At 64.4% G+C, this 19,469-nt stretch carries 18 protein-coding genes; 5 read left to right on the plus strand and 13 right to left on the minus strand.

Annotation, left to right across the window (positions count from 1 at the left end; genetic code table 11):
- Positions 1-38: 38 nt before the first annotated feature.
- The 5 genes from E2H86_RS18005 to leuS all read right to left on the minus strand — a co-directional run bounded on the left by E2H86_RS18005 (position 39) and on the right by leuS (position 6,115).
- Positions 39-1,355, minus strand: coding sequence for a lytic murein transglycosylase (locus E2H86_RS18005; protein WP_133330210.1), 1,317 nt, complete (start codon positions 1,353-1,355; stop codon positions 39-41).
- A gap of 60 nt (positions 1,356-1,415) precedes the next feature.
- A complete protein-coding gene (gene arfA, locus E2H86_RS18010; protein WP_016489355.1) occupies positions 1,416-1,580 on the minus strand; it encodes an alternative ribosome rescue factor ArfA in 165 nt (54 codons plus the stop codon).
- Positions 1,581-1,766: 186 nt separating this feature from the next.
- On the minus strand, positions 1,767-2,804 hold the full coding sequence (gene holA, locus E2H86_RS18015) for a DNA polymerase III subunit delta (protein ID WP_133330212.1): 1,038 nt from the start codon (positions 2,802-2,804) through the stop codon (positions 1,767-1,769).
- Between the two features lie 38 nt (positions 2,805-2,842).
- Positions 2,843-3,448, minus strand: a complete 606-nt coding sequence (locus E2H86_RS18020; RefSeq protein WP_133330214.1) for an LPS-assembly lipoprotein LptE — start codon at positions 3,446-3,448, stop codon at positions 2,843-2,845.
- Between the two features lie 60 nt (positions 3,449-3,508).
- Positions 3,509-6,115 carry a leucine--tRNA ligase gene (gene leuS / locus E2H86_RS18025; RefSeq protein WP_133330216.1) on the minus strand — a complete coding sequence of 869 codons (2,607 nt, stop codon included), beginning with the start codon at positions 6,113-6,115 and terminating at the stop codon, positions 3,509-3,511.
- Between the two features lie 226 nt (positions 6,116-6,341).
- On the opposite strand from leuS, the gene E2H86_RS18030 reads away from it, so the two are divergent.
- Both E2H86_RS18030 and E2H86_RS18035 read left to right on the plus strand, forming a co-directional pair.
- Positions 6,342-6,656 (plus strand): hypothetical protein, encoded by a 315-nt coding sequence (locus E2H86_RS18030; protein WP_133330217.1) that lies wholly within the window; start codon positions 6,342-6,344, stop codon positions 6,654-6,656.
- Between the two features lie 128 nt (positions 6,657-6,784).
- Complete coding sequence (locus tag E2H86_RS18035) at positions 6,785-7,546, plus strand: YdcF family protein (RefSeq protein ID WP_133330218.1); 762 nt, start codon at positions 6,785-6,787, stop codon at positions 7,544-7,546.
- A 35-nt stretch (positions 7,547-7,581) separates the two neighbouring features.
- Here the strand turns inward: E2H86_RS18035 and lnt are convergent, their stop codons facing one another.
- From lnt to E2H86_RS18055, 4 genes are read right to left on the minus strand one after another with little or no spacing between them, the layout of a single operon-like run.
- Positions 7,582-9,099, minus strand: coding sequence for an apolipoprotein N-acyltransferase (gene lnt / locus E2H86_RS18040; protein WP_133330220.1), 1,518 nt, complete (start codon positions 9,097-9,099; stop codon positions 7,582-7,584).
- A gap of 8 nt (positions 9,100-9,107) precedes the next feature.
- A complete protein-coding gene (locus E2H86_RS18045) occupies positions 9,108-9,947 on the minus strand; it encodes an HlyC/CorC family transporter (protein ID WP_133330222.1) in 840 nt (279 codons plus the stop codon).
- A gap of 27 nt (positions 9,948-9,974) precedes the next feature.
- Positions 9,975-10,448 (minus strand): rRNA maturation RNase YbeY, encoded by a 474-nt coding sequence (ybeY, locus tag E2H86_RS18050; RefSeq protein ID WP_133330472.1) that lies wholly within the window; start codon positions 10,446-10,448, stop codon positions 9,975-9,977.
- The gene (locus tag E2H86_RS18055; protein WP_133330224.1) at positions 10,441-11,439 is read right to left on the minus strand and encodes a PhoH family protein; all 999 of its coding nucleotides are present in this window, start codon (positions 11,437-11,439) and stop codon (positions 10,441-10,443) included. The genes ybeY and E2H86_RS18055 overlap by 8 nt, the downstream gene beginning before the upstream one ends.
- A 184-nt stretch (positions 11,440-11,623) precedes the next feature.
- Here E2H86_RS18055 and E2H86_RS18060 point away from each other — a divergent pair, with 184 nt between their 5' ends.
- On the plus strand, positions 11,624-11,950 hold the full coding sequence (locus tag E2H86_RS18060; RefSeq protein WP_133330226.1) for a DUF1820 family protein: 327 nt from the start codon (positions 11,624-11,626) through the stop codon (positions 11,948-11,950).
- Between the two features lie 3 nt (positions 11,951-11,953).
- Here E2H86_RS18060 and E2H86_RS18065 read toward each other — a convergent pair whose 3' ends face one another.
- The 4 genes from E2H86_RS18065 to E2H86_RS18080 form a co-directional block, all read right to left on the minus strand.
- The gene (locus tag E2H86_RS18065; protein WP_133330228.1) at positions 11,954-12,499 is read right to left on the minus strand and encodes a tetratricopeptide repeat protein; all 546 of its coding nucleotides are present in this window, start codon (positions 12,497-12,499) and stop codon (positions 11,954-11,956) included.
- A gap of 189 nt (positions 12,500-12,688) precedes the next feature.
- Complete coding sequence (hemL, locus tag E2H86_RS18070; protein WP_133330230.1) at positions 12,689-13,972, minus strand: glutamate-1-semialdehyde 2,1-aminomutase; 1,284 nt, start codon at positions 13,970-13,972, stop codon at positions 12,689-12,691.
- A gap of 17 nt (positions 13,973-13,989) precedes the next feature.
- Positions 13,990-14,613, minus strand: a complete 624-nt coding sequence (thiE, locus tag E2H86_RS18075) for a thiamine phosphate synthase (RefSeq protein ID WP_133330232.1) — start codon at positions 14,611-14,613, stop codon at positions 13,990-13,992.
- 14 nt (positions 14,614-14,627) lie between these two features.
- A complete protein-coding gene (locus tag E2H86_RS18080) occupies positions 14,628-15,425 on the minus strand; it encodes a hydroxymethylpyrimidine/phosphomethylpyrimidine kinase (RefSeq protein WP_133330234.1) in 798 nt (265 codons plus the stop codon).
- A gap of 266 nt (positions 15,426-15,691) precedes the next feature.
- Between E2H86_RS18080 and E2H86_RS18085 the strand changes: the two genes are divergently transcribed.
- Positions 15,692-17,683 (plus strand): sensor histidine kinase, encoded by a 1,992-nt coding sequence (locus E2H86_RS18085; protein ID WP_133330236.1) that lies wholly within the window; start codon positions 15,692-15,694, stop codon positions 17,681-17,683.
- A 95-nt stretch (positions 17,684-17,778) separates the two neighbouring features.
- Complete coding sequence (locus E2H86_RS18090; RefSeq protein ID WP_133330238.1) at positions 17,779-19,431, plus strand: acyl-CoA dehydrogenase family protein; 1,653 nt, start codon at positions 17,779-17,781, stop codon at positions 19,429-19,431.
- The last annotated feature ends 38 nt before the right edge of the window (positions 19,432-19,469 follow it).

Here is a 19,469-nt window from a genome sequence, read left to right on the forward strand (position 1 = left end):
GGTGATGTGCAGGAGCCAGGTTGCCGGCGATTGGGGCGTCACTGTCGGCGCAGGCTCTCGAGCAGTTTGTGCGTCGGATATCCATCAGCTGGCCAGCCCAGGGCTTGCTGGGCGTTGCGGATGGCCTTGCGGGTGTTCGCGCCGATGATGCCATCGGCATTGCCCGCATCATGACCATTGGCGTTGAGCAGGTTCTGCAGTTCCATGCGCTCGCTACGGCTCAGCGGCAGGTCTTCCTTCGGCCAACTGCCGGCAATGAAACCCCACCCCGAGAAACGGTCGCCGAGCAAGCCCACGGCCATGGCGTATGAAGACGAGTTGTTGTACTTGAGAATGCTGCGGAAATTGTCCAGCACCAGGAACGCCGGGCCACGGGCGCCGGCAGGCAACAACAGGGCGGCGGGCAGCTGGTTGCTGCCGGCCGGTAGCTGAGTGCCAGCAGGCAGTTTCACGCCCATCTGCAGCCATTCATTGACCGGCTTGCGCGAGGTACCGTCAGCCTGCCAGTAGTCGAACCCCGACGGCACCTGTACCTCGAAGCCCCAGGGTTGGCCACGCTTCCAGCCCGAGCTCTGCAGATAGTGCGCGGTCGAGGCCAGGGCGTCTGGCGTGCTGTTCCAGATATCGCGGCGACCGTCGCCATCGAAGTCGACCGCATGGGTGTTGTAGGTGGTCGGGATGAACTGGGTCTGGCCCATGGCCCCGGCCCACGAGCCGCGCATGGCGTCGGGCTGGATATCGCCGTGCTGGAGGATCTGCAGGGCCGCGATCAGTTGGTCCTGGGCGAACTGGGGACGGCGCCCTTCGTAGGCCAGGGTGGCCAGCGAGCGGATCACCGACTTGTTGCCCTGGAACTGGCCGAAGTTGCTTTCCATGCCCCAGACCGCGACCAGTACCTGGCGGTCTACGCCGTAGCGCTGCTCGATGCGGGTGAGCAACTCGGCGTTTTCTTCCAGCAGGCGCTTGCCTTTGCGCACCCGTAGTGGCGACAAGGCGCCGTCGAGGTATTCCCAGACCGGGCGGGTGAATTCGGGTTGGCTACGATCGGCCTTGATCACGTCCATGTCGGGTGTGACGCCGAGAAACGCTCGGTCGAACAGGCTCGCCGTGATACCGGCCTGCAGGGCCTGCTGGCGGAACCCGGCTTGCCATTGGGCGAAGGTTTGCAGCGGTTGGATTTCGGTGCTGGTGTCAGGGGGGCTGCTGGGCAGGTTCACGACGGGGGCGGGCTGGGCGGGCGCCAGGGGCAGGGCATCGGCCGCCGTGGGTTTTTCTGCGCAGGCGACAAGCAGGATGAAGCTCGAAGCTGCGATCAGCTGGCGGGATTCCCAGCGAGGGAGAAGACTGAGGAGCATGCACAGATCCAGAAATACAGGTCAGGTGATGACCATATCATGCCTGCGCTTACGATGCTTTCATGCCGCCAAAAAGTAAGAAGCCTCCCAATCTCTCGATTGGAAGGCTTCGCGGCGGTAGCTGCCTTTGCCCTTGTCCGGTCGTTCCTGACGGCAGCGGAACAAGGGTTGGGCGACGATGGACTTGGCCTTGTTGGGGCCGTGCTTTTTCGGCTTTTTGCTCATGGTGGGTTCCCATGGGGGTTGGTGTCGGGGGCACTTTAGGGGCTTGGGCGGGGGTGGGCCAATTGATTCTGCTTATGGGGCAAGAGTGTGGTGCTTGTCGCGAAATTTGTGGAAGTTATGAGATCGAGCGCCGCCCGCGCGGCGCTCGATCTCATAACCACCCCAAATCCAGAGCCGCCAACGCCATCACTCCGGCGGCAGCGTCAGCCGCTGCCCAGCCATCAACAGCGCCAGCCGCGCCAGCCCGGTCCACGGCGAACCCTCGGCCTGGCCCTTGATCTGCGCGTCGATACGCTGGGCATCCTGCAGCAGTTGGGCCCAGCGCCGCGCCGAGAGGCGCTGCAGGGCTTTGCTGACCAGGGGCCGGCGCTTGTCCCAGACCGGCGGGCGGGCCTGGCTGAAGGCTTTGTCCAAAGGCACGCCTTGGCTGAACTGTTGGGCCAGGCCGGCCAGCAGGCGCAACTCGCGGGCCAGTGCCCAGAGAATCACCGGCGGCTCGACGCCTTCGCCGCGCAGCCCCTCGAGCATGCGCAGGGCATGTGCCGCCTCGCCATTGAGAATGGCATCGACCAGCCCGAAGACATCGAACCGGGCACTGTCGGCTACGGCGGACTGCACCGTTTCAACGGTGATCTGGTTGCCTTCGGCGAGCAGCTTGAGCTTTTCGATTTCCTGCGCGGCAGCCAGCAGGTTGCCTTCGACCCGCGCGGCGATCAGGTCGACCGCGTCACGCTGGGCCGACAACCCTGCCTGTGACAGGCGTTGGTTGATCCACTGCGGCAATTGCTGGGCGTCCACCGGCCAGATCTGAATGAACTGGCAGTGTGCGCCTTCGATCAAGGCCTTGCCCCACTTGGTCTTCTGCGCGCTGCCATCGAGCTTGGGCAGGCTGACCAGCAGCAGGGTGTCCTCGGCGGGGTTGGCGCAATACTCCATCAGCGCCGCGCCACCCTTGTCGCCAGGCTTGCCCGAGGGCAGGCGCAGCTCCAAGAGCCGGCGTTGGGCGAACAGCGACAGGCTATTGCCGGCCTGCAGCAGCGTGCCCCAATCGAAGTTGGCGTCGGCGCTGAACACCTGGCGTTCATCGAAACCTTGCTGACGAGCCGCATTGCGAATGGCGTCGGCGGCCTCCTGGCACAGCAACGGGTCGTCGCCGCTGACCACGTAGACAGGGGCCAGGTTGCCTTGCAGGTGTTTGTTGAGTTGGGCGGGAGCGAGCTTCATGGGGATAAGAGCGGGGCACCTAAGTGCCCCGCAGCGGCTCAGTTGGCCGGGACTTCCATGGGCGATTGTTGCGGGGTTTCATCCTGCTGACGACGTGCAGCTTCCAGGGCTTCGGCCTGGGCTTTGGCACGGGCGTCGGCTTCCTGCTGCAGTTGGTCGAGCTGGGCCGGGGTCAGCATCTGCAGGCGCACGACCATGCCTTGCACCAGGTCGCGCCGCATTTCTTCGCGGGCCTGGGTGGCTTCCTGGTCGGAACCGGTGATGTTGTCGCCGTCATGCACATAGACCTTGCGCACTTCCAGCTTGTCGCTGAGCAGCTCCAGGTTGTTCAGGCCGAGGATGCTGTAGTCCAGTTCGGTGGTCAGTTCATACTCGGTAGAGCGGCTGCCGGCGCTGTAGGTCGCGGCGCGCTGGGATTCCTTCTCGTTGGTCAGGACCAGGCGGTATGGGGCGGCGGTGGTCAGCTTGACGCCGCTGCGCTCGAGGACTTCGCGCAGCTGTTTGACGGTATCGCCATAGGCGTTACGTGCGCTGACGTCCATTTCCTTCAGGCTGAGTTCGGTGGTGCCGGTGCCGCGCAGCTGGAAACCGCAGGCGCTGAGCACGACGGCCAGGCCGATCACCAGCAGATTGCGTTTGATCATGTTGTTGCTCCCTCTTGAGCCTGTTCCGCCCGCCCGCAGGTCTGCGGGCGGGCGTTGCCATCAATTGGCGACGATGTTGACCAGCTTGCCCGGCACTACGATGACCTTGCGGATGGTCAGGCCATCGATGAAGCGCAGGACATTCTCGTTGCTGCGGGCGGCGGCTTCGATTTCCTCGCGGCTCGCGGCGGCCGGCATTTCCACCTGGCCGCGCAGCTTGCCGTTGACCTGCACCACCAGGGTGACGGTGTCTTGCACCAGGGCGCTCTCGTCGACCACTGGCCAGGCCGCGTCGATGACTGCCTCGGTGTGGCCCAGTTGCTGCCACAGCTCGTGGGAGATGTGCGGGGTGATCGGCGCCAGCAGCAGGGTCACGGCCTCCAGGCCTTCCTGCAGCAGGGCGCGGTCCTGTGCGGTAGCCTGCGGGGCTTTTTCCAGCACGTTCATCACGGTCATCACCTGGGCGATGGCGGTGTTGAACTTGTGGAACTGACCCACGTCGGTGCTGGCCTGCTTGATCGCGGCATGAATGGCGCGACGGATGACCTTCTGCGCGTCATCCAGGGCGGCGACGTCCAGTTTGCCCGGCAGACCCTGGCCGACATGGGCCTGGGCCAGACGCCAGACGCGGCGCAGGAAGCGGCTTGCGCCTTCGACGCCGGAGTCGGACCATTCCAGGCTCATGTCGGGCGGCGAGGCGAACATCATGAACAGACGGCAGGTGTCGGCACCGTACTGGTCGATCATCGATTGCGGGTCGACGCCGTTGTTCTTCGACTTCGACATCTTCTCGGTGCCGCCGATTTCCACCGGCTGGCCGTCGGTCTTCAGGCGGGCGCCGATGATCTTGGCCTTGGCATCGCGCTCGACTTCGACGTCGGCGGGGTTGAACCAGTCCTTGCTGCCGTTGCTGGCCACGCGGTAGTAAGTCTCGGCGACCACCATGCCCTGGGTCAGCAGGTTCTTGAACGGCTCGTTGGAGGTCACCAGGCCTTCGTCACGCATCAGCTTGTGGAAGAAGCGTGCGTACAGCAGGTGCAGGATGGCGTGTTCGATACCGCCGATGTACTGATCGACCGGCAGCCAGTGGTTGGCGGCTTTCGGGTCGACCATGCCGCCTTCGTAGTTGGGCGAGGCGTAGCGGGCGAAGTACCAGGACGACTCGACGAAGGTGTCCATGGTGTCGGTTTCGCGCTTGGCCGCGGTGCCGCATTTCGGGCAGGTGCATTCGTAGAATTCGGGCATGCGCGCCAGCGGCGAACCGGCACCATCCGGTACCACGTTCTCCGGCAGGGTGACCGGCAGCTGGTCTTCCGGCACCGGTACGTCGCCACAGGACGGGCAGTGGATGATCGGGATCGGGCAGCCCCAGTAGCGCTGGCGGCTGATGCCCCAGTCGCGCAGGCGGAACTGGGTACGCGACTTGCCAAGCTCCTTGCGGATCAGGGCCGCTTCGATGGCGTCGAAGGCACCGGCGAAGTCCAGGCCGTCGAACTCGCCGGAATTGATCAGTTGGCCGTGCTCGCCGTAAGCCGCCAGCCACTCGCTGCCAACTTCATCGCCGGCGCTGGTGCGGACCACGGCCTTGACCGGCAGGTTGTACTTGTGGGCGAACTCGAAGTCACGCTCGTCGTGGGCCGGTACGGCCATCACGGCGCCATCGCCGTAGTGCATCAGCACGTAGTTGGCCACCCAAACCGGCAGCTTCTCGCCGGTCAGCGGGTGCTGGACGAACAGGGAAGTGGGCATGCCCTTCTTCTCCTGGGTGGCCATGTCGGCTTCGGCCACGCTACCGCTCTTGCACTCGTCGATGAACGCCTGCAGCGCCGGGTTGCCCTGCGCGGCCTGAGTGGCCAGCGGGTGTTCGGCGGCAACGGCGACATAGGTGGCACCCATCAGGGTGTCAGGACGGGTGGTGAAGACCTTCAGTGTGCCTTCGTGGCCGATGCTGGCCTGGTCGAACGGGAACTGCACTTCCATGCCGCGGGACTTGCCGATCCAGTTGCGCTGCATGGTCTTGACCTGTTCAGGCCAGCCCGGCAACTCGTCGAGGCTTTCCAGCAGCTCGTCGGCGTAGTCGGTGATGCGGAAGTAGTACATCGGGATCTCGCGCTTCTCGATCAGCGCGCCGGAACGCCAGCCGCGGCCGTCGATGACCTGCTCGTTGGCGAGCACGGTCTGGTCGGCCGGGTCCCAGTTCACGGTTCCGTTCTTGCGATAGATGATGCCTTTTTCGAACAGGCGGGTGAACAGCCACTGCTCCCAGCGATAGTAGTCCGGCTTGCAGGTGGTGACTTCACGTGCCCAGTCGATGGCCAGGCCCAGGCTCTTGAGCTGGGTCTTCATGTAGTCGATGTTTTCGTAGGTCCACTTGGCCGGCGCGACGTTGTTCTTCATCGCGGCGTTTTCCGCCGGCATGCCGAAGGCGTCCCAGCCCATCGGCTGCAGGACGTTCTTGCCGAGCATGCGCTGGTAGCGGGCGATCACGTCACCGATGGTGTAGTTGCGCACGTGGCCCATGTGTAGCTTGCCGCTCGGGTACGGGAACATCGACAGGCAGTAGTAGGTGTCCTTGCCTGGCTGTTCGGTAACAGCGAACGATTGTTGCTCGTCCCAGAACTTCTGGGCGGCGGCTTCGATATCACGGGGCGTGTATTGTTCGTGCATGGCTACTTTATGCTGAGAGAGAAGAGACCTTGTTCCAGGCAGCGGAACCTCGCTGCGTCCGGCACTCCGGTGTCGTGAGAGTGAACGCCGTAGCATACAGCAGCGCCGCGCATCGTGGGAAACCCTGATTGCGAATGCCCGCTGGTCGCAGCGCCCGGCTGCTTTTCGCAGTGACGCTAAGCTCACTGTTGGGGGGAGATATTCTTATCTTCAATGAGGTGAACGGATGGGAGAGACGCAGCTACCCGCAATCAAACCGGAGCTTTACGAACGCCTGATCGACCGTCTTGGCCTGGCCTTGGAAGTGGCCCGGACATCGGTGCGATTGCGTGACGAGATGCCAGCCGAGCTGGAGTTGCGCGGCCTGAGCCACGCAGAGTTCGAAGTGATCAAGGCCTACCTGGATTCGCTCCCGGAACGCCGCAATGCCTGTGCCGGTGCTTACCCGCAAGCGGAACCGACCTCGGCAAAGATCATCTGGCTCAAGGACAAGAGACGCCCCGCCAGCACGGCGAGATCCAGGACGCTGCCGCATCGCTAGCCGTTCAGCACCTGGCGCAGGCCATCGCGCCCCGGGACTTCAATGCACTGCTCACGATCGGCGCCGGCGACGACTTGTTGCCCGGCGCCGTTCCTCTTAGGCTGCACGCCTTCCATGGAGGTGTGTAGATGCCGATTCGATTTTTCATCAAACAATGGTTGTTGCCGCCCGGCCTGCTGTTTCTGCTGCTGCTCGCCGCCTGGTGGCTGCGCACGCGGCGGCCACGGCTGGCAGCACTGTGTTTTGCCCTGGGCTTGGGTGGCCTGTGGCTGATGAGCCTGCCATGGGTGGTGCAGGAGTCGGCACGACTGCTGGAAACCGAGCCACCATTGCCGCTGACGGCGTGGTCCGGGCTGGCCGAACAGGCCCAGGCCATCGTCGTCTTGGGCGCTGGCCGTGAGCGGGGCGACATGGCCTGGGGCGGCGACGACCAGCCGACTGCCACGGCCCTGGAGCGCATGCGCTTTGCCGCGCGACTGGCCAAGGCCAGCGGCCTGCCATTACTGATCAGTGGTGGGCTGCATTACGGCACGCCGCCCAGCGAGGCGCAGTTGATGGCCGATCGCCTGAAAGAGGATTTCGGTGTCGAGGTGAAGTGGAAGGAAGAGGCCAGCCGCACCACCTGGGAGAACGCCCAGTTCAGCGCCCGGATCCTGCAACCCTTGGGCATTCGCCGAGTGGTATTGGTGACCCAATCCTGGCACATGCAGCGCTCACGCTGGAGTTTCGAGCGTGCCGGGTTCGAGGTGGTGCCGGCGCCGATGGGGTTCCTCGGTGGCGACCATGCCCGGCCCTTCGCGGGGTTGTTGCCCGAGAGCCGGGCGATGTGGCAGAGCGGGCAGTTGCTCAACGAAGCGGTGGGATTGGTGGGGTACCGGCTGTTCTATTGAGGTTGTCGGGGCGCCGAACCGCCCCGAGTGGCACCTCAGACGGTCTTGGCAATCCGCCCAGCCGCCAGCGCCCAGCCGAACAGCAACACGCAGACGATCGCCAGTGGCCACGAACGCCATTGCAGGTACGGCGTCAGTTGCTGCATCGGTACCACCTCGCCATACAGCACCGCTCGCTGGAACTGCGGCACCTGCGCGGTGATGCGCCCGAACGGGTCGATCAGCGCGGTCACGCCGTTGTTGGTGGCGCGGATCATCCAGCGGCCGGCCTCCAGTGCCCGCATTTGCGCCATCTGCAAGTGCTGCAGCGGGCCGATGGAGGTACCGAACCAGGTATCGTTGCTGATCGTCAGCAGCAGGTCGCTGCGTGCCGCCAGGCCGGCGGCGAACTCCGGATAGACCACTTCGTAGCAGATGTACGGGGCTATCTGGTAGCCCTTGGCCTGTAGCAGCGGCTGGTCCTCGGGGCCACGGGCGAAGTCCGACATCGGCAGGTTGAAGAACTCGATCAGGCCACGCAGCATGTCCTGCAGCGGCACGTACTCACCGAATGGCACCAGTTTCTGCTTTAGGTAGGTGCCGTCGCCCTCGCCTGTGACCGTGATGCCGTTGTAGTAGCGACGCTGGTGATGCACCACCTCGCGCACCGGCACTCCGGTGATCAGCGCCGAATGGCGGTCGGCAGCGAATCGGCCCATCACATCGATATAGCCCTGAGCCTGGTCCTTGAGCACCGGCACGGCGGTTTCCGGCCACACCAGCAGGTCGACCGGCTTGGAACTGAAGCTCATGTCGCGGTACAGCGCCAGCTGCGCATCGATGTGCGCCGGGTCCCACTTCAGGTCCTGGGCGACATTGCCCTGCAACGCCGCAACCTTGAGCGGTTCGCCGGCTGGTTTGGTCCAGGCGTGGTCCTTGAGTGCCAGCCCCGTTACCCAAGGTGCCAGCAACAACACCACGCCGACGGCCAGGAACGAGGGGCGTACACGCAGTCGATGCAGGTTGCACAACAGTGCCGCGCTCAGCGCCAGGGCAAAGGACACCAGCCACACGCCACCCAGCGGCGCCAGACCGGCCAATGGCCCGTCGAGCTGGCTGTAACCGGCGTAGAGCCAGGGGAATCCGGTGAGGAACCAGCCCCGGAAGGCCTCTTGCAGCAGCCACAGGGCGGCGAAGCACAGGGCGTCGGCAAGGGGGGCTTCGTTACGCCGCAACCAGCGCGCCCACAACCAGGCGGGCAGGGCGAAGAACCAGGCCAGAGCGGCGAAGAACGCCAGCAACAAGAGGATCGCCAGCAGCGGCGAGGCGCCGCCGTAGGTGTTCATGCTGACGTAGATCCACCAGGTGCCGGCGCCATACAGGCCGAAGCCGAAGCACCAGCCGCGGCCCATGGCCTGGCGCGGACTGAGCTCGCGCAGGCCGAGGTAGAACAGGGCGATCGACAGGATGGCCAGCGGCCAGATGTCGAACGGCGCCAGGGCCAGGAGGGTGGAAGCGCCGGCCGCCACGGCCAGCAGGTTACCGGGCCAGCCGGGGCGGGTGATCCAACGCATGATTGTCCTTAGCGGGTGATCGGGGTCAGGCGCAGCAAGTGTATCCGCCGGCTGTCGGCGTTGAGAATACGGAACTTGTAGGCGCCGATCTCGGTGGTTTCGTTGCGCTTGGGCAGGTGACCGAAGGCGCTCATCACCAGGCCGCCGACGGTGTCGAATTCATCGTCGGAAAACGCGCTGTCGAAGAATTCGTTGAAGTTCTCGATCGGGGTGAGCGCCTTGACCAGGAAGTCGCCGCTGGGCAGCGGCTTGATGTAGCTGTCTTCCTCGACGTCATGCTCGTCCTCGATGTCGCCGACGATCTGCTCCAGCACGTCTTCGATGGTGACCAGGCCGGCCACGCCACCGTATTCGTCGATGACGATGGCCATATGGTTGTGGTTGGCGCGGAACTCGCGCAGCAGCACGTTCAGGCGCTTGGACTCGGGCACGAAGGTGGCTGGGCGCAGCAGATCCTTGATGTTGAAGCTGTCGCCGTTCTCCTTGAGGATCAGCGGCAGCAGGTCCTTGGCGAGCAGGATACCGAGCACATCGTCGTGGCTCTCGCCGATCACCGGATAGCGCGAGTGCGCGGCGTCGATCACTGCCGGCAGGAATTCGCGAGGCGACTGGTGGGCCTTGATGCTGATCATCTGCGAGCGTGGGACCATGATGTCGCGCACCTGCAGGTCGGCGACCTGGATGGCGCCTTCGACGATGGTCAGTGCTTCGCTGTCGAGCAGCTTGTTCTGATGGGCTTCGCGCAGCAGCTCGAGGAGCTCCTGGCGGTTTTTCGGCTCATGGGCAAAAGCCTGGGTCAGTTTACCCAGCCAGGACTTTTGCCCGTTGCTCGATCGGTCTTCGCTCATGGCGGTTACTCGTGATCCTTGCAATGTTCAGTGTGTAAGGGAATCTGATTCGTCTTCGGCATAGGGGTCGGGATGCCCCAGTTCGGCAAGCAATTGTCGTTCCAGCGCTTCCATTTCCTCGGCCTCGTCGTCTTCGATGTGGTCGTAGCCCAGCAGGTGCAGGCAGCCGTGGATCACCAGGTGCGCCCAGTGGGCCTCCAGCGCCTTGCCTTGCTCGGCCGCTTCACGTTCGACCACCGGGACGCAGATCACCAGGTCGCCGAGCAGCGGGATATCGAGCAGTTCGTCGGGCACGTCGGCCGGGAACGACAACACGTTGGTCGCGTAGTCCTTGTGCCGATAGGTATGGTTGAGCTCACGTCCTTCGGCTTCGTCGACCAGGCGGATGGTCATTTCCGAGTCGGCGCTGCGCTGGCGCAAGGCAAGCGCGCACCAACGGCGGAAGGCGTCGTCATCCGGGGCGGCGGCATCCGTGGCCCGTTGCAGATCGAGTTCAAGCATCTTTGCCATTGACCTCGGGCTTGGTCTGGCGGGCGTCGAAGCGGTCGTAGGCTTCGACGATGCGCTGCACCAGCGGATGACGCACCACGTCCTTGGGCTGGAAGTGGGTGAAGCTGATGCCCGGTACGTCCTTGAGCACCTCGATCACGTGGGCCAGACCGGACTTGGTGCCACGCGGCAGGTCGACCTGGGTGATGTCGCCGGTGATCACCGCGGTGGAGCCGAAACCGATGCGGGTGAGGAACATCTTCATCTGCTCGAGCGTGGTGTTCTGGCTCTCGTCGAGGATGATGAAGCTGTTGTTCAGGGTGCGGCCGCGCATGTACGCCAGCGGGGCGATTTCGATCACCTGGCGCTCGATCAGCTTGGCCACGTGCTCGAAGCCGAGCATTTCGTAAAGGGCGTCGTACAGCGGGCGCAGGTACGGGTCGATCTTCTGGGCCAGATCGCCGGGCAGGAAGCCGAGCTTTTCGCCCGCTTCCACCGCCGGGCGCACCAGCAGGATGCGGCGCACCTGCTCGCGCTCCAGGGCATCGACGGCGCAGGCCACGGCCAGGTACGTCTTGCCGGTGCCGGCCGGGCCGATACCGAAGTTGATGTCGTTGGCCAGGATTTCCTTGACGTAGCGCTGCTGGTTGACGCCACGCGGGCGGATATTGCCCTTGCGCGTGCGCAGCGACACGCTGACTTCGTTGACCGCCGGGTTGTCGATGTTCTCGACCGTGGACTCCTGCAGGTACAGGTGCACGGTTTCCGGGGACAGCTCGGTGGCCTTGGCCTCACGGTAGAGGCGGCGTAGCAGCTGCTCGGCGGCGGAGGTGGTCTTGGGTTCGCCGATCAGTTCGAACTGATTGCCGCGGTTGCGGATCTCGATGGCCAGGCGTTGTTCGATCAGGCGCAGGTGCTCGTCGAACTGGCCGCACAAGTTGGCGAAACGGTTGGCCTCGAAGGGCTCGAGGATGAAGCGATGAGGTTGTATGGGTGCGTTCAAGGTCTTTTTTGGCCGCTCGACGGCAATGAATGTGAACTCAAGAATAACCCTAGAAGGGCAGTGGCGAAAGCACTGATACGATCAAGGGTCTGTGCGGCGTGTTCCGGCACCCCGACTTGCCCGCGAACGGGCCAGAGCAGGTATCATGCGCGACTTTTCTTACGCATGTGTTATTCCGCCGAACATGAGCAAACGCGAACCCGCCATCTATAAAGTGATCTTCCTCAATCAGGGTCAGGTCTTCGAGATGTACGCCAAGCAGATCTACCAGAGCGACCTGTGGGGCTTTCTGGAAATCGAGGAATTCGTTTTCGGTGAGCGCACCCAGGTGGTCGTCGATCCGAGCGAGGAAAAGCTCAAGACCCAATTCGAGGGCGTGATCCGCAGTTTCGTGCCGATGCATTCGATCGTGCGCATCGACGAAGTGGAGCGGCTGGGGACGGCGAAGATCAGCGAGGCCAAAGGCGGGGGCAACGTGATGCCGTTCCCGATGCCGATGCCGGAGAGGTAAGGCTCAGGGGAGCGGCGAGAAGGGCGTGCGCCCTTCGGCGTTCTGCAGTTCCAGCAGGTACTTGCGGAAAATCTGGCCGAGCACCTGGGTGGCGTGTTCCAGCTCGTCACGGGGCATCTGCTCGGTCACTTCGTCGGCCATGTCCAAGGCATCCTCGGCGCCGTTGACCGCGGCCATTTTCAGCAGGATGTAGGCCTGCACGTTGTTGGCCTTGACGCCTTCGCCATGGAAGAACATGGCGCCGAGACGATACTGGGCTTCGGCGTGGCCTTGCAGCGAGGCCTTCTCGAACCAGTTCAGGGCTTTGTCCAAGGCTTTTGGCGTTTGCGTGTAGTAGAACTCGCCCAGCTCGTACTGCGCCTGCGCATCCCCGTCGCTGGCGATCTTCTCGCAGGCCTTGATGGCATTGTCCAGATCTTGCGGTTGGACATTCAGGGTGCAGCGGCCCGTGGCTGGAATCAGCAACGAGTTACTACCCTCCGCCAGGGCCAGCAGGGGCTGAAGAAGCAACAGGCAGCCCAGGGTCAGGGCGCGGCCGGTGCGGTTCATGGGGATCGACTTACCTCTGCAAAGCTACGGCCAATGTCTCTGGTGGCACATTATGGGATAAGCAGCGCCAACCTTACAAAGTTTTACGCGAAATTCTCTTTTGAAGAAGCATCTGCTGATTGCATCGGCAGTTATTGCCCGCACCGGCCTCTCCGACTTGCCCGCGAAGAGGCCGTGCAGACTTCCCCATCACTTCAGCGCGGCGAAGGCTTTTTCTGCTGCGTCCAGGGTGATCTTCAGCTCGGTTTCGCCGTGGGCGATCGAGGTGAAGCCGGCCTCGAAGGCGCTCGGCGCCAGGTACACGCCACCGTCGAGCATCAGGTGGAAGAAGCGCTTGAAGCGTTCGGCGTCGCTGGCCATCACGTCCTCGAAGGTGACGATGTCGTCGGCACCGGTGAAGTACAGACCGAACATGGCGCCGGCCTGGGTGGTGACGAAGGGCACGCCGGCGGCGTCGGCGCGCTGCTGCAGGCCGTCGAGCATGCGGCTGGTGAACGCAGTCAGCTCGTCGTGGAAGCCTGGGCGGCTGATCAGCTTGAGCGTGGTCAGGCCTGCGGCCATCGCCAGTGGGTTGCCCGACAGGGTGCCGGCCTGGTAGACCGGGCCGAGCGGGGCGATGCAGCCCATGATCTCGCGCTTGCCGCCGAAGCAGCCGACCGGCATGCCGCCACCGACGATCTTGCCGAAGGTCGACAGGTCAGGGGTGATGCCGTAATGGCCCTGGGCGCCGCCGAGCGACACGCGGAAACCGGTCATCACTTCGTCGAAGATCAGCACCACGCCGTGCTTGTCGCATTGCTCGCGCAGGCCTTCGAGGAAGCCCGGCGCCGGCGGTACGCAGTTCATGTTGCCGGCCACCGGCTCGACGATGATGCAGGCCACGGTGCTGCCGACTTCGCTCAGGGTCCTCTCCACCGCGGCGATATCGTTGAACGGCAGGGTCAGGGTGTGCTTGGCGAAGTCCGCCGGTACGCCCGCCGAGCTCGGCACGCCCTGGGTCAGCAGGCCGGAGCCGGCCTTGACCAGCAGGCTGTCGGAGTGGCCGTGGTAGCAACCCTCGAACTTGATGATGGCGTCACGGCCGGTGTAGCCACGGGCCAGGCGGATCGCGCTCATGGTGGCTTCGGTGCCGGAGCTGACCATGCGCACCATTTCCATCGAGGGCACGATCGAGCAGACCAGATCGGCCATCTCGGTTTCCATGGCCGTCGGTGCGCCGTACGACAGCCCATGCTCGAGCTGCTTGCGCACCGAGGCGAGCACCTCGGGATGGCTGTGGCCGAGGATCATCGGGCCCCAGGAGCCAACATAGTCGACGTAGCGCTTGTCATCCTCATCGACCACGTAGGCGCCTTCGGCGTGCTTGAAGAACAGCGGCGTGCCGCCGACGCTCTTGAAGGCGCGGACCGGCGAATTGACGCCGCCGGGGATGTGCTTCTGGGCTTGGGCGAACAGGGATTCGGAACGGGACATGGGATTTTCTCTCGAAATCAGCAAGCGAACAGGGCGTTGAAGGCGCGGGCGCGGCGGGTGACTTCCTGCGCGCTGTCGGCACCGAACAAGCCGTGGATGACCGCCAGCAGGTCGGCGCCATGGGCAACCAACGGGGCGGCGTTGTCGAGGGTGATGCCGCCGATCACGGCGATCGGCAGCTTGACCTGATCCCGGGCCTGCTCCAGCAGGTCGAGGCTGGCAGCAGGGGCGCCGGGTTTGGTCACGGAATTGAAAAAGCGCCCAAAGGCGACATAGCTGGCGCCTTCGTGGGCAGCTTGTTGGGCGAGGTCCAGGCGCGCATGGCAGGTCGAGCCGATGATCGCATTACGCCCGAGCAGGGCGCGGGCCGGGGTCAGCGGGCCGTCGGTCTGGCCCAGGTGCACACCCACGCCCAGGCGCGCGGCCAGTTCGGCGTCGTCGTTGATCACCAACTGGGTGCCGTAGCGCTCGCAGAGCTTCATCAGCGCTTCGGCTTCGCGCAGGCGACGCGCGGCGTCGTCGCTCTTGTCGCGGTACTGCAACAGGCAGACGCCGCCTTCGAGCGCCGCCTCGACATGGGACAGGAAACGGCCGGCGAGCAGCTGGCTATCGGTGATTGCGTACAGACCGCGTAGCTTCATCTGAAGGCCTCGTGTCAGGAGCAGAAGTCCAGGGGCAGACGGCGTGGAACGAACTGCCCTTTGCCCAGTTGCTCGGCATCGCGCAGGGTTCGCCAGGTGTAGTCCAGGGCGCTGCGCACGGCGCTGTCGAGCTGTTCGCCCAGGGCCAGGCGACCGGCCAGGGCGCTGGCCAGGGTGCAGCCCGAACCATGGTAACTGCCCGGCAGGCGCTGGCAGGTCCAGGTATGGTGCTGGCCGTCGCGGCTGTACAGGCGATTGTGAATCTCCTCCTCGTCGCCGTGACCCCCGGTGATCAGCAAGTGCCGGCAGAACGGCAGCAGCTTCTCGGCGCACTCATCCGCGGTGCCCTCGGGCAGCTCTGCAAGAATGCGCGCTTCCGGCAGGTTGGGCGTGGCGATGGTGGCCAGCGGCAGCAAGCGTTCACGCAGCGCGTAGCCGACCTCGTCCTTGCCCAGGCGGCCACCGCCCCCGGCACGCAGCACCGGGTCGCAGACCATTGGCAGGTGCGGGTGGGCGGCGAGCAGTTCGGCGACGGTGTCGACCATCTCGATCGAACCGAGCATGCCCAGCTTGACCGCGGCCACGGTCGAGTCGGCGAGCACGGCATTGGCCTGGGCCAGCACCCACTCGCGGTCGAGCACGCGGAAGTCGGAAACGTTGACGGTATCCTGAACGGTCAGGGCGGTCACTGCAGGGGCGGCGTGACAGCCTTGGGCGATCAGGGCTTCGATATCTGCCTGCAGGCCGGCGCCGCCACTGGGGTCGTGGCCGGAGAGACAGAGGACAACGGGGCGGGAGCTGTAGGTATTCATGGTCGGCGAGCTTACCACCAAACCCTTTTGCGCGGATCGTCCTACAAACGGGATTTGCTGATCGAGTGGTCAGTTCCGGTGCTGGAATATCGTCTAACGCATTGAATTAGAGCGGTTTCTTCAAATTCAATGGTGGCCCATTGATAGCTGCCATAGCTATGCTAGAGTGCTCCGATAACTCGATAAACGGCGCCTGCCGGATTTCGTCGCCTCAAAGGAATGGGAGGGTAAACGCGACGCGACTGGACGGGCTATTCTGGGGCTGTATGCGCTATTTGCTGATCGTGCTGTTGGGCCTGCTGCCCGCACTGGCCGGGGCGGTCGACTTCGATGACGCCACCCGACACCTTCCATTGGGCCGGACGATGCAGGTCTTCGAAGACCAGGATGGCACCACCAGTATCGCCCAGGTCAGCTCCGCCGCCTTCGCCAGCCGCTTTCGCACCCATCATGAAAATGTGCTCAACGCCGGTTATTCGACCTCGGTGTTCTGGTTGAAGGTCGACCTGCGTTACGTGCCCAGGCCCGGAGCCGCGCCTCGACAGTGGTTGCTGGAGTTGGCCTATCCGCCGATGGACCACATCGAGCTCTATCTGCCGGATGCCCAGGGCGTCCATCGTCTGGTCCAGCGCACCGGCGACACGCTGCCCTACAGCAGTCGGAAGATCCAGCAGGACAATTACCTCTTCGAACTGCCGCTGCAACCGGGCCAGGCCACCACAGCCTATCTGCGCCTGCAAAGCGAGGGCTCGGTGCAGGCGCCGCTGGCGCTGTGGTCCGCCCAAGCCTACCTGGAAGCCCAGCCCACGCGCCTCTATGTACTGGGCATGATCTACGGCGTATTGCTGGTGATGCTGGTCTACAACCTGTTCATCTTCCTCAGCGTGCGCGACATCAGCTACCTCTATTACATCCTCTATATCGCCTCGTTCGGGCTCTACCAGGTGTCGGTCAACGGCGCCGGGGTCGCCTACTTCTGGCCCGACAGCCCCTGGTGGGCGAACACTGCGACGCCATTGTTCATCGGTGCTGCAGGGCTGTTCGGCTGTCAGTTCGCTCGCCATTTCCTGCGCCTGAGCACGATCAGCCCAGGTTTCGATCGGCTGTTGCAGCTATTGATGGTCGGCGGCGCCTTGGTGATGGTGCTGGCGGTGACCCTTCATTACGGCATCGCCCTGCGCATGGCCACGCTGCTGGCGCTGCTGTTCACCGTCAGCATCTTCGCCGCCGGGATCTATGCCTGGTGGCGCGGCCTGCGGGTGGCGCGCTGGTTCATTATCGCCTGGTCGGCGTTTCTCCTTGGTGGCTTGGTCAACACCTTGATGGTGCTGGGCTATCTGCCCAATGTGTTCATCACCATGTATGCCAGCCAGCTCGGTTCGGCGCTGGAAGTGGCGCTGTTGTCGCTGGCCCTTGCCGACCGCATCAACAGTTTGCGCGAGCAGCAGGCCCAGGCTCTGCGCGACACGGGCCGGACCCTGGAGCAGTTGAACCAGCAACTGGCCAGGAGCAATCGCCTGAAGGACGAATTCCTCGCCACCGTGACCCATGAGCTGCGTACGCCGATGAACGGCGTCATCGGCTCGCTGGAACTGATGCACACCTTGCCCATGGAGGGTGAGATGGTTCAGTACCACCGCACGGCGGCAGGCTCGGCCCAGGACATGATGGCGATGGTCGACGACATCCTCACTCTCACTGAGCTGCAGGCCGGGCGCCTACGGGTTCAGGCCGTGCCGTTCGGCCTGCGGCGCATGCTTCAGGACCTGCGCTCCGGCCGCGCCGCCCAGGCCCTTGGCAAAGGGCTGTATCTGAGCCTGGACATTCCTGCCGATGTGCCCGACGAACTGCTGGGCGATGCGCAAAAACTGGCGCGCTGCCTGGGCTGCCTGATGGACAACGGCCTCAAGTTCACGCACCAGGGAGGCGTGGTCGTGCAGGTCAGGGGCCGCCGACTGGGGCCTGAGCGGCTGGCCCTGAGCTTCGTCGTCAGCGATAGCGGGATTGGTTTCGACGACCTCGACCAGGCGATCCTTTACCAACGCTTCTTCCAGGTCGATGGCTCGATGACCCGACGCTATGGCGGTCTTGGCATCGGCCTGTCGATCTGCCGTCAGATGGGCGAGTTGCTGGGAGCCCGTCTGTCCCATGAATCGACGCGAGGGCTGGGCAGCCGCTTCGAATTCAGCCTCGAGGTGAGCCTGGCCCAAGTGCAGACGCAGACTGGGAGGGCGGTGTCTGGGGTGACGCGGTTCTAGCGTCAACTACACGTTTAGTCATTTTTGTCCCTTTGACTGAGAGGTGAGGGGTGCTTCACTGGGGGTTCATGCATGCCCGGATCCAGGAGCACCCGATGAACCTGCACCAGTACGCTGAGACCCACGAAGTCACCAACCAGCCGCCGCCGTTGGACGGTGCCAATCTCTACCGCCTCGACCTGCCGCTGCAGGAGTGGTCAAGCCGTTTCGGCGCCGGTTGGGCGGCTTCGCGAATCGATGCCTACGGCGCTTTGGCCGGAGGGCCGTTGATGGCAGCGGGCTTTCTGGCCAACGCGCACAAGCCCGAGTTCCACAGCCATGACCGATATGGTCATCGGATCGACCTGGTGGAGTTCCACCCGGCCTACCACGAACTGATGCGCACGGCGGTCGAACATGGCCTGCCTTCGCTGCCCTGGGCCGATCCCCGCCCAGGCGCACACGTCGCGCGCGCTTGCATGACCTACCTGCACAGCCAGGCCGAAGCCGGAAGCGGTTGCCCGCTGACCATGACCTTTGCGGCGGTGCCGGCGTTGAAGTTGCAACCTGGACTGGCCGAATACTGGCTGCCCAAGGTGCTGAGCCGCGAATACGACCCGCGCAACGTCGGCGATCGGCACAAGGCTGGGGTCACCTTGGGCATGGCCATGACCGAGAAGCAGGGTGGCACCGACGTGCGCGCCAACACCACGCGCGCCTATCCGGTCGGCACCCCAGGGCCCGGCGAAGCCTACGAGCTGGTCGGCCACAAATGGTTCTGCTCGGCGCCGATGTGCGATGCCTTCCTGACCCTGGCCCAGACCGAGAAGGGCCTGTCCTGCTTCCTGCTGCCGCGCCATCGCCCCGATGACAGCCGCAACCAGTTCTACATCCAGCGCCTGAAGAACAAGCTCGGCAATTGCTCCAACGCCTCCAGCGAGATCGAGCTGCGCGGGGCCTTGGCCTGGATGGTCGGCGAGGAAGGGCGGGGTGTGCCGACCATCATCGAGATGGTGGCGATGACCCGCTTCGATTGCATGGTCGGCTCCAGCGCCTTGATGCGCCAGGCCCTGACCCAGGCCGCCCACCATTGCGCGCACCGCAAGGTCGGCGGGCGATTGCTCAACGAGCAACCGCTGATGCAGAACGTGCTGGCCGACCTGGCCCTGGAAAGCGAGGCGGCGTTGGCCCTGAGCCTGCGCATGGGTCAGGCCCTGGAGCAGTTGGACGACCCCAGCCAGGCGCATTTCGCCCGCCTGGTCACCGCCGTGGGCAAGTACTGGATCTGCAAGCGCGCCCCAGGGATGATCAACGAGGCCGCCGAGTGCCTCGGCGGGGCGGGGTACGTCGAGGACAGCATTTTGCCCCGGCTGTATCGGGAAGCGCCGGTCAACTCCACCTGGGAAGGCTCGGGCAACGTGCAGTGCCTGGATGTGCTGCGGGCGCTGGCCAAAGAGCCGGGTGTGCTGGAGGCACTGTTCGCCGAACTGGGCGATGGTCATGGCGACCCGCGCTTGGCGACGCACATCGGCAACCTCAAGGGGGCGTTCGCCGACACCAGCGATATCCAGTACCGCGCCCGGCAACTTACAGAGGACATCGCCCTGGCGCTGCAGGCCAAATTGCTGCTCGAAGCGGGCAACACAGCGGTCAGCGACGCCTTCATCGGCAGTCGTCTTGGGGGAGGGGGGCGTGCCTATGGCGCACTGCCCCGCGGCGTGGATGTCGAGGCGCTGGTGGCGCGGGCCACGCCACTGTGGCCGAGCTGATCACGATGGGGGTGTAATTGCCACGCAAGGCAGGCAAG

It is taken from the genome of Pseudomonas putida (genome assembly GCF_004357765.1).
Taxonomy (GTDB): Bacteria; Pseudomonadota; Gammaproteobacteria; order Pseudomonadales; family Pseudomonadaceae; genus Aquipseudomonas; species Aquipseudomonas putida_U.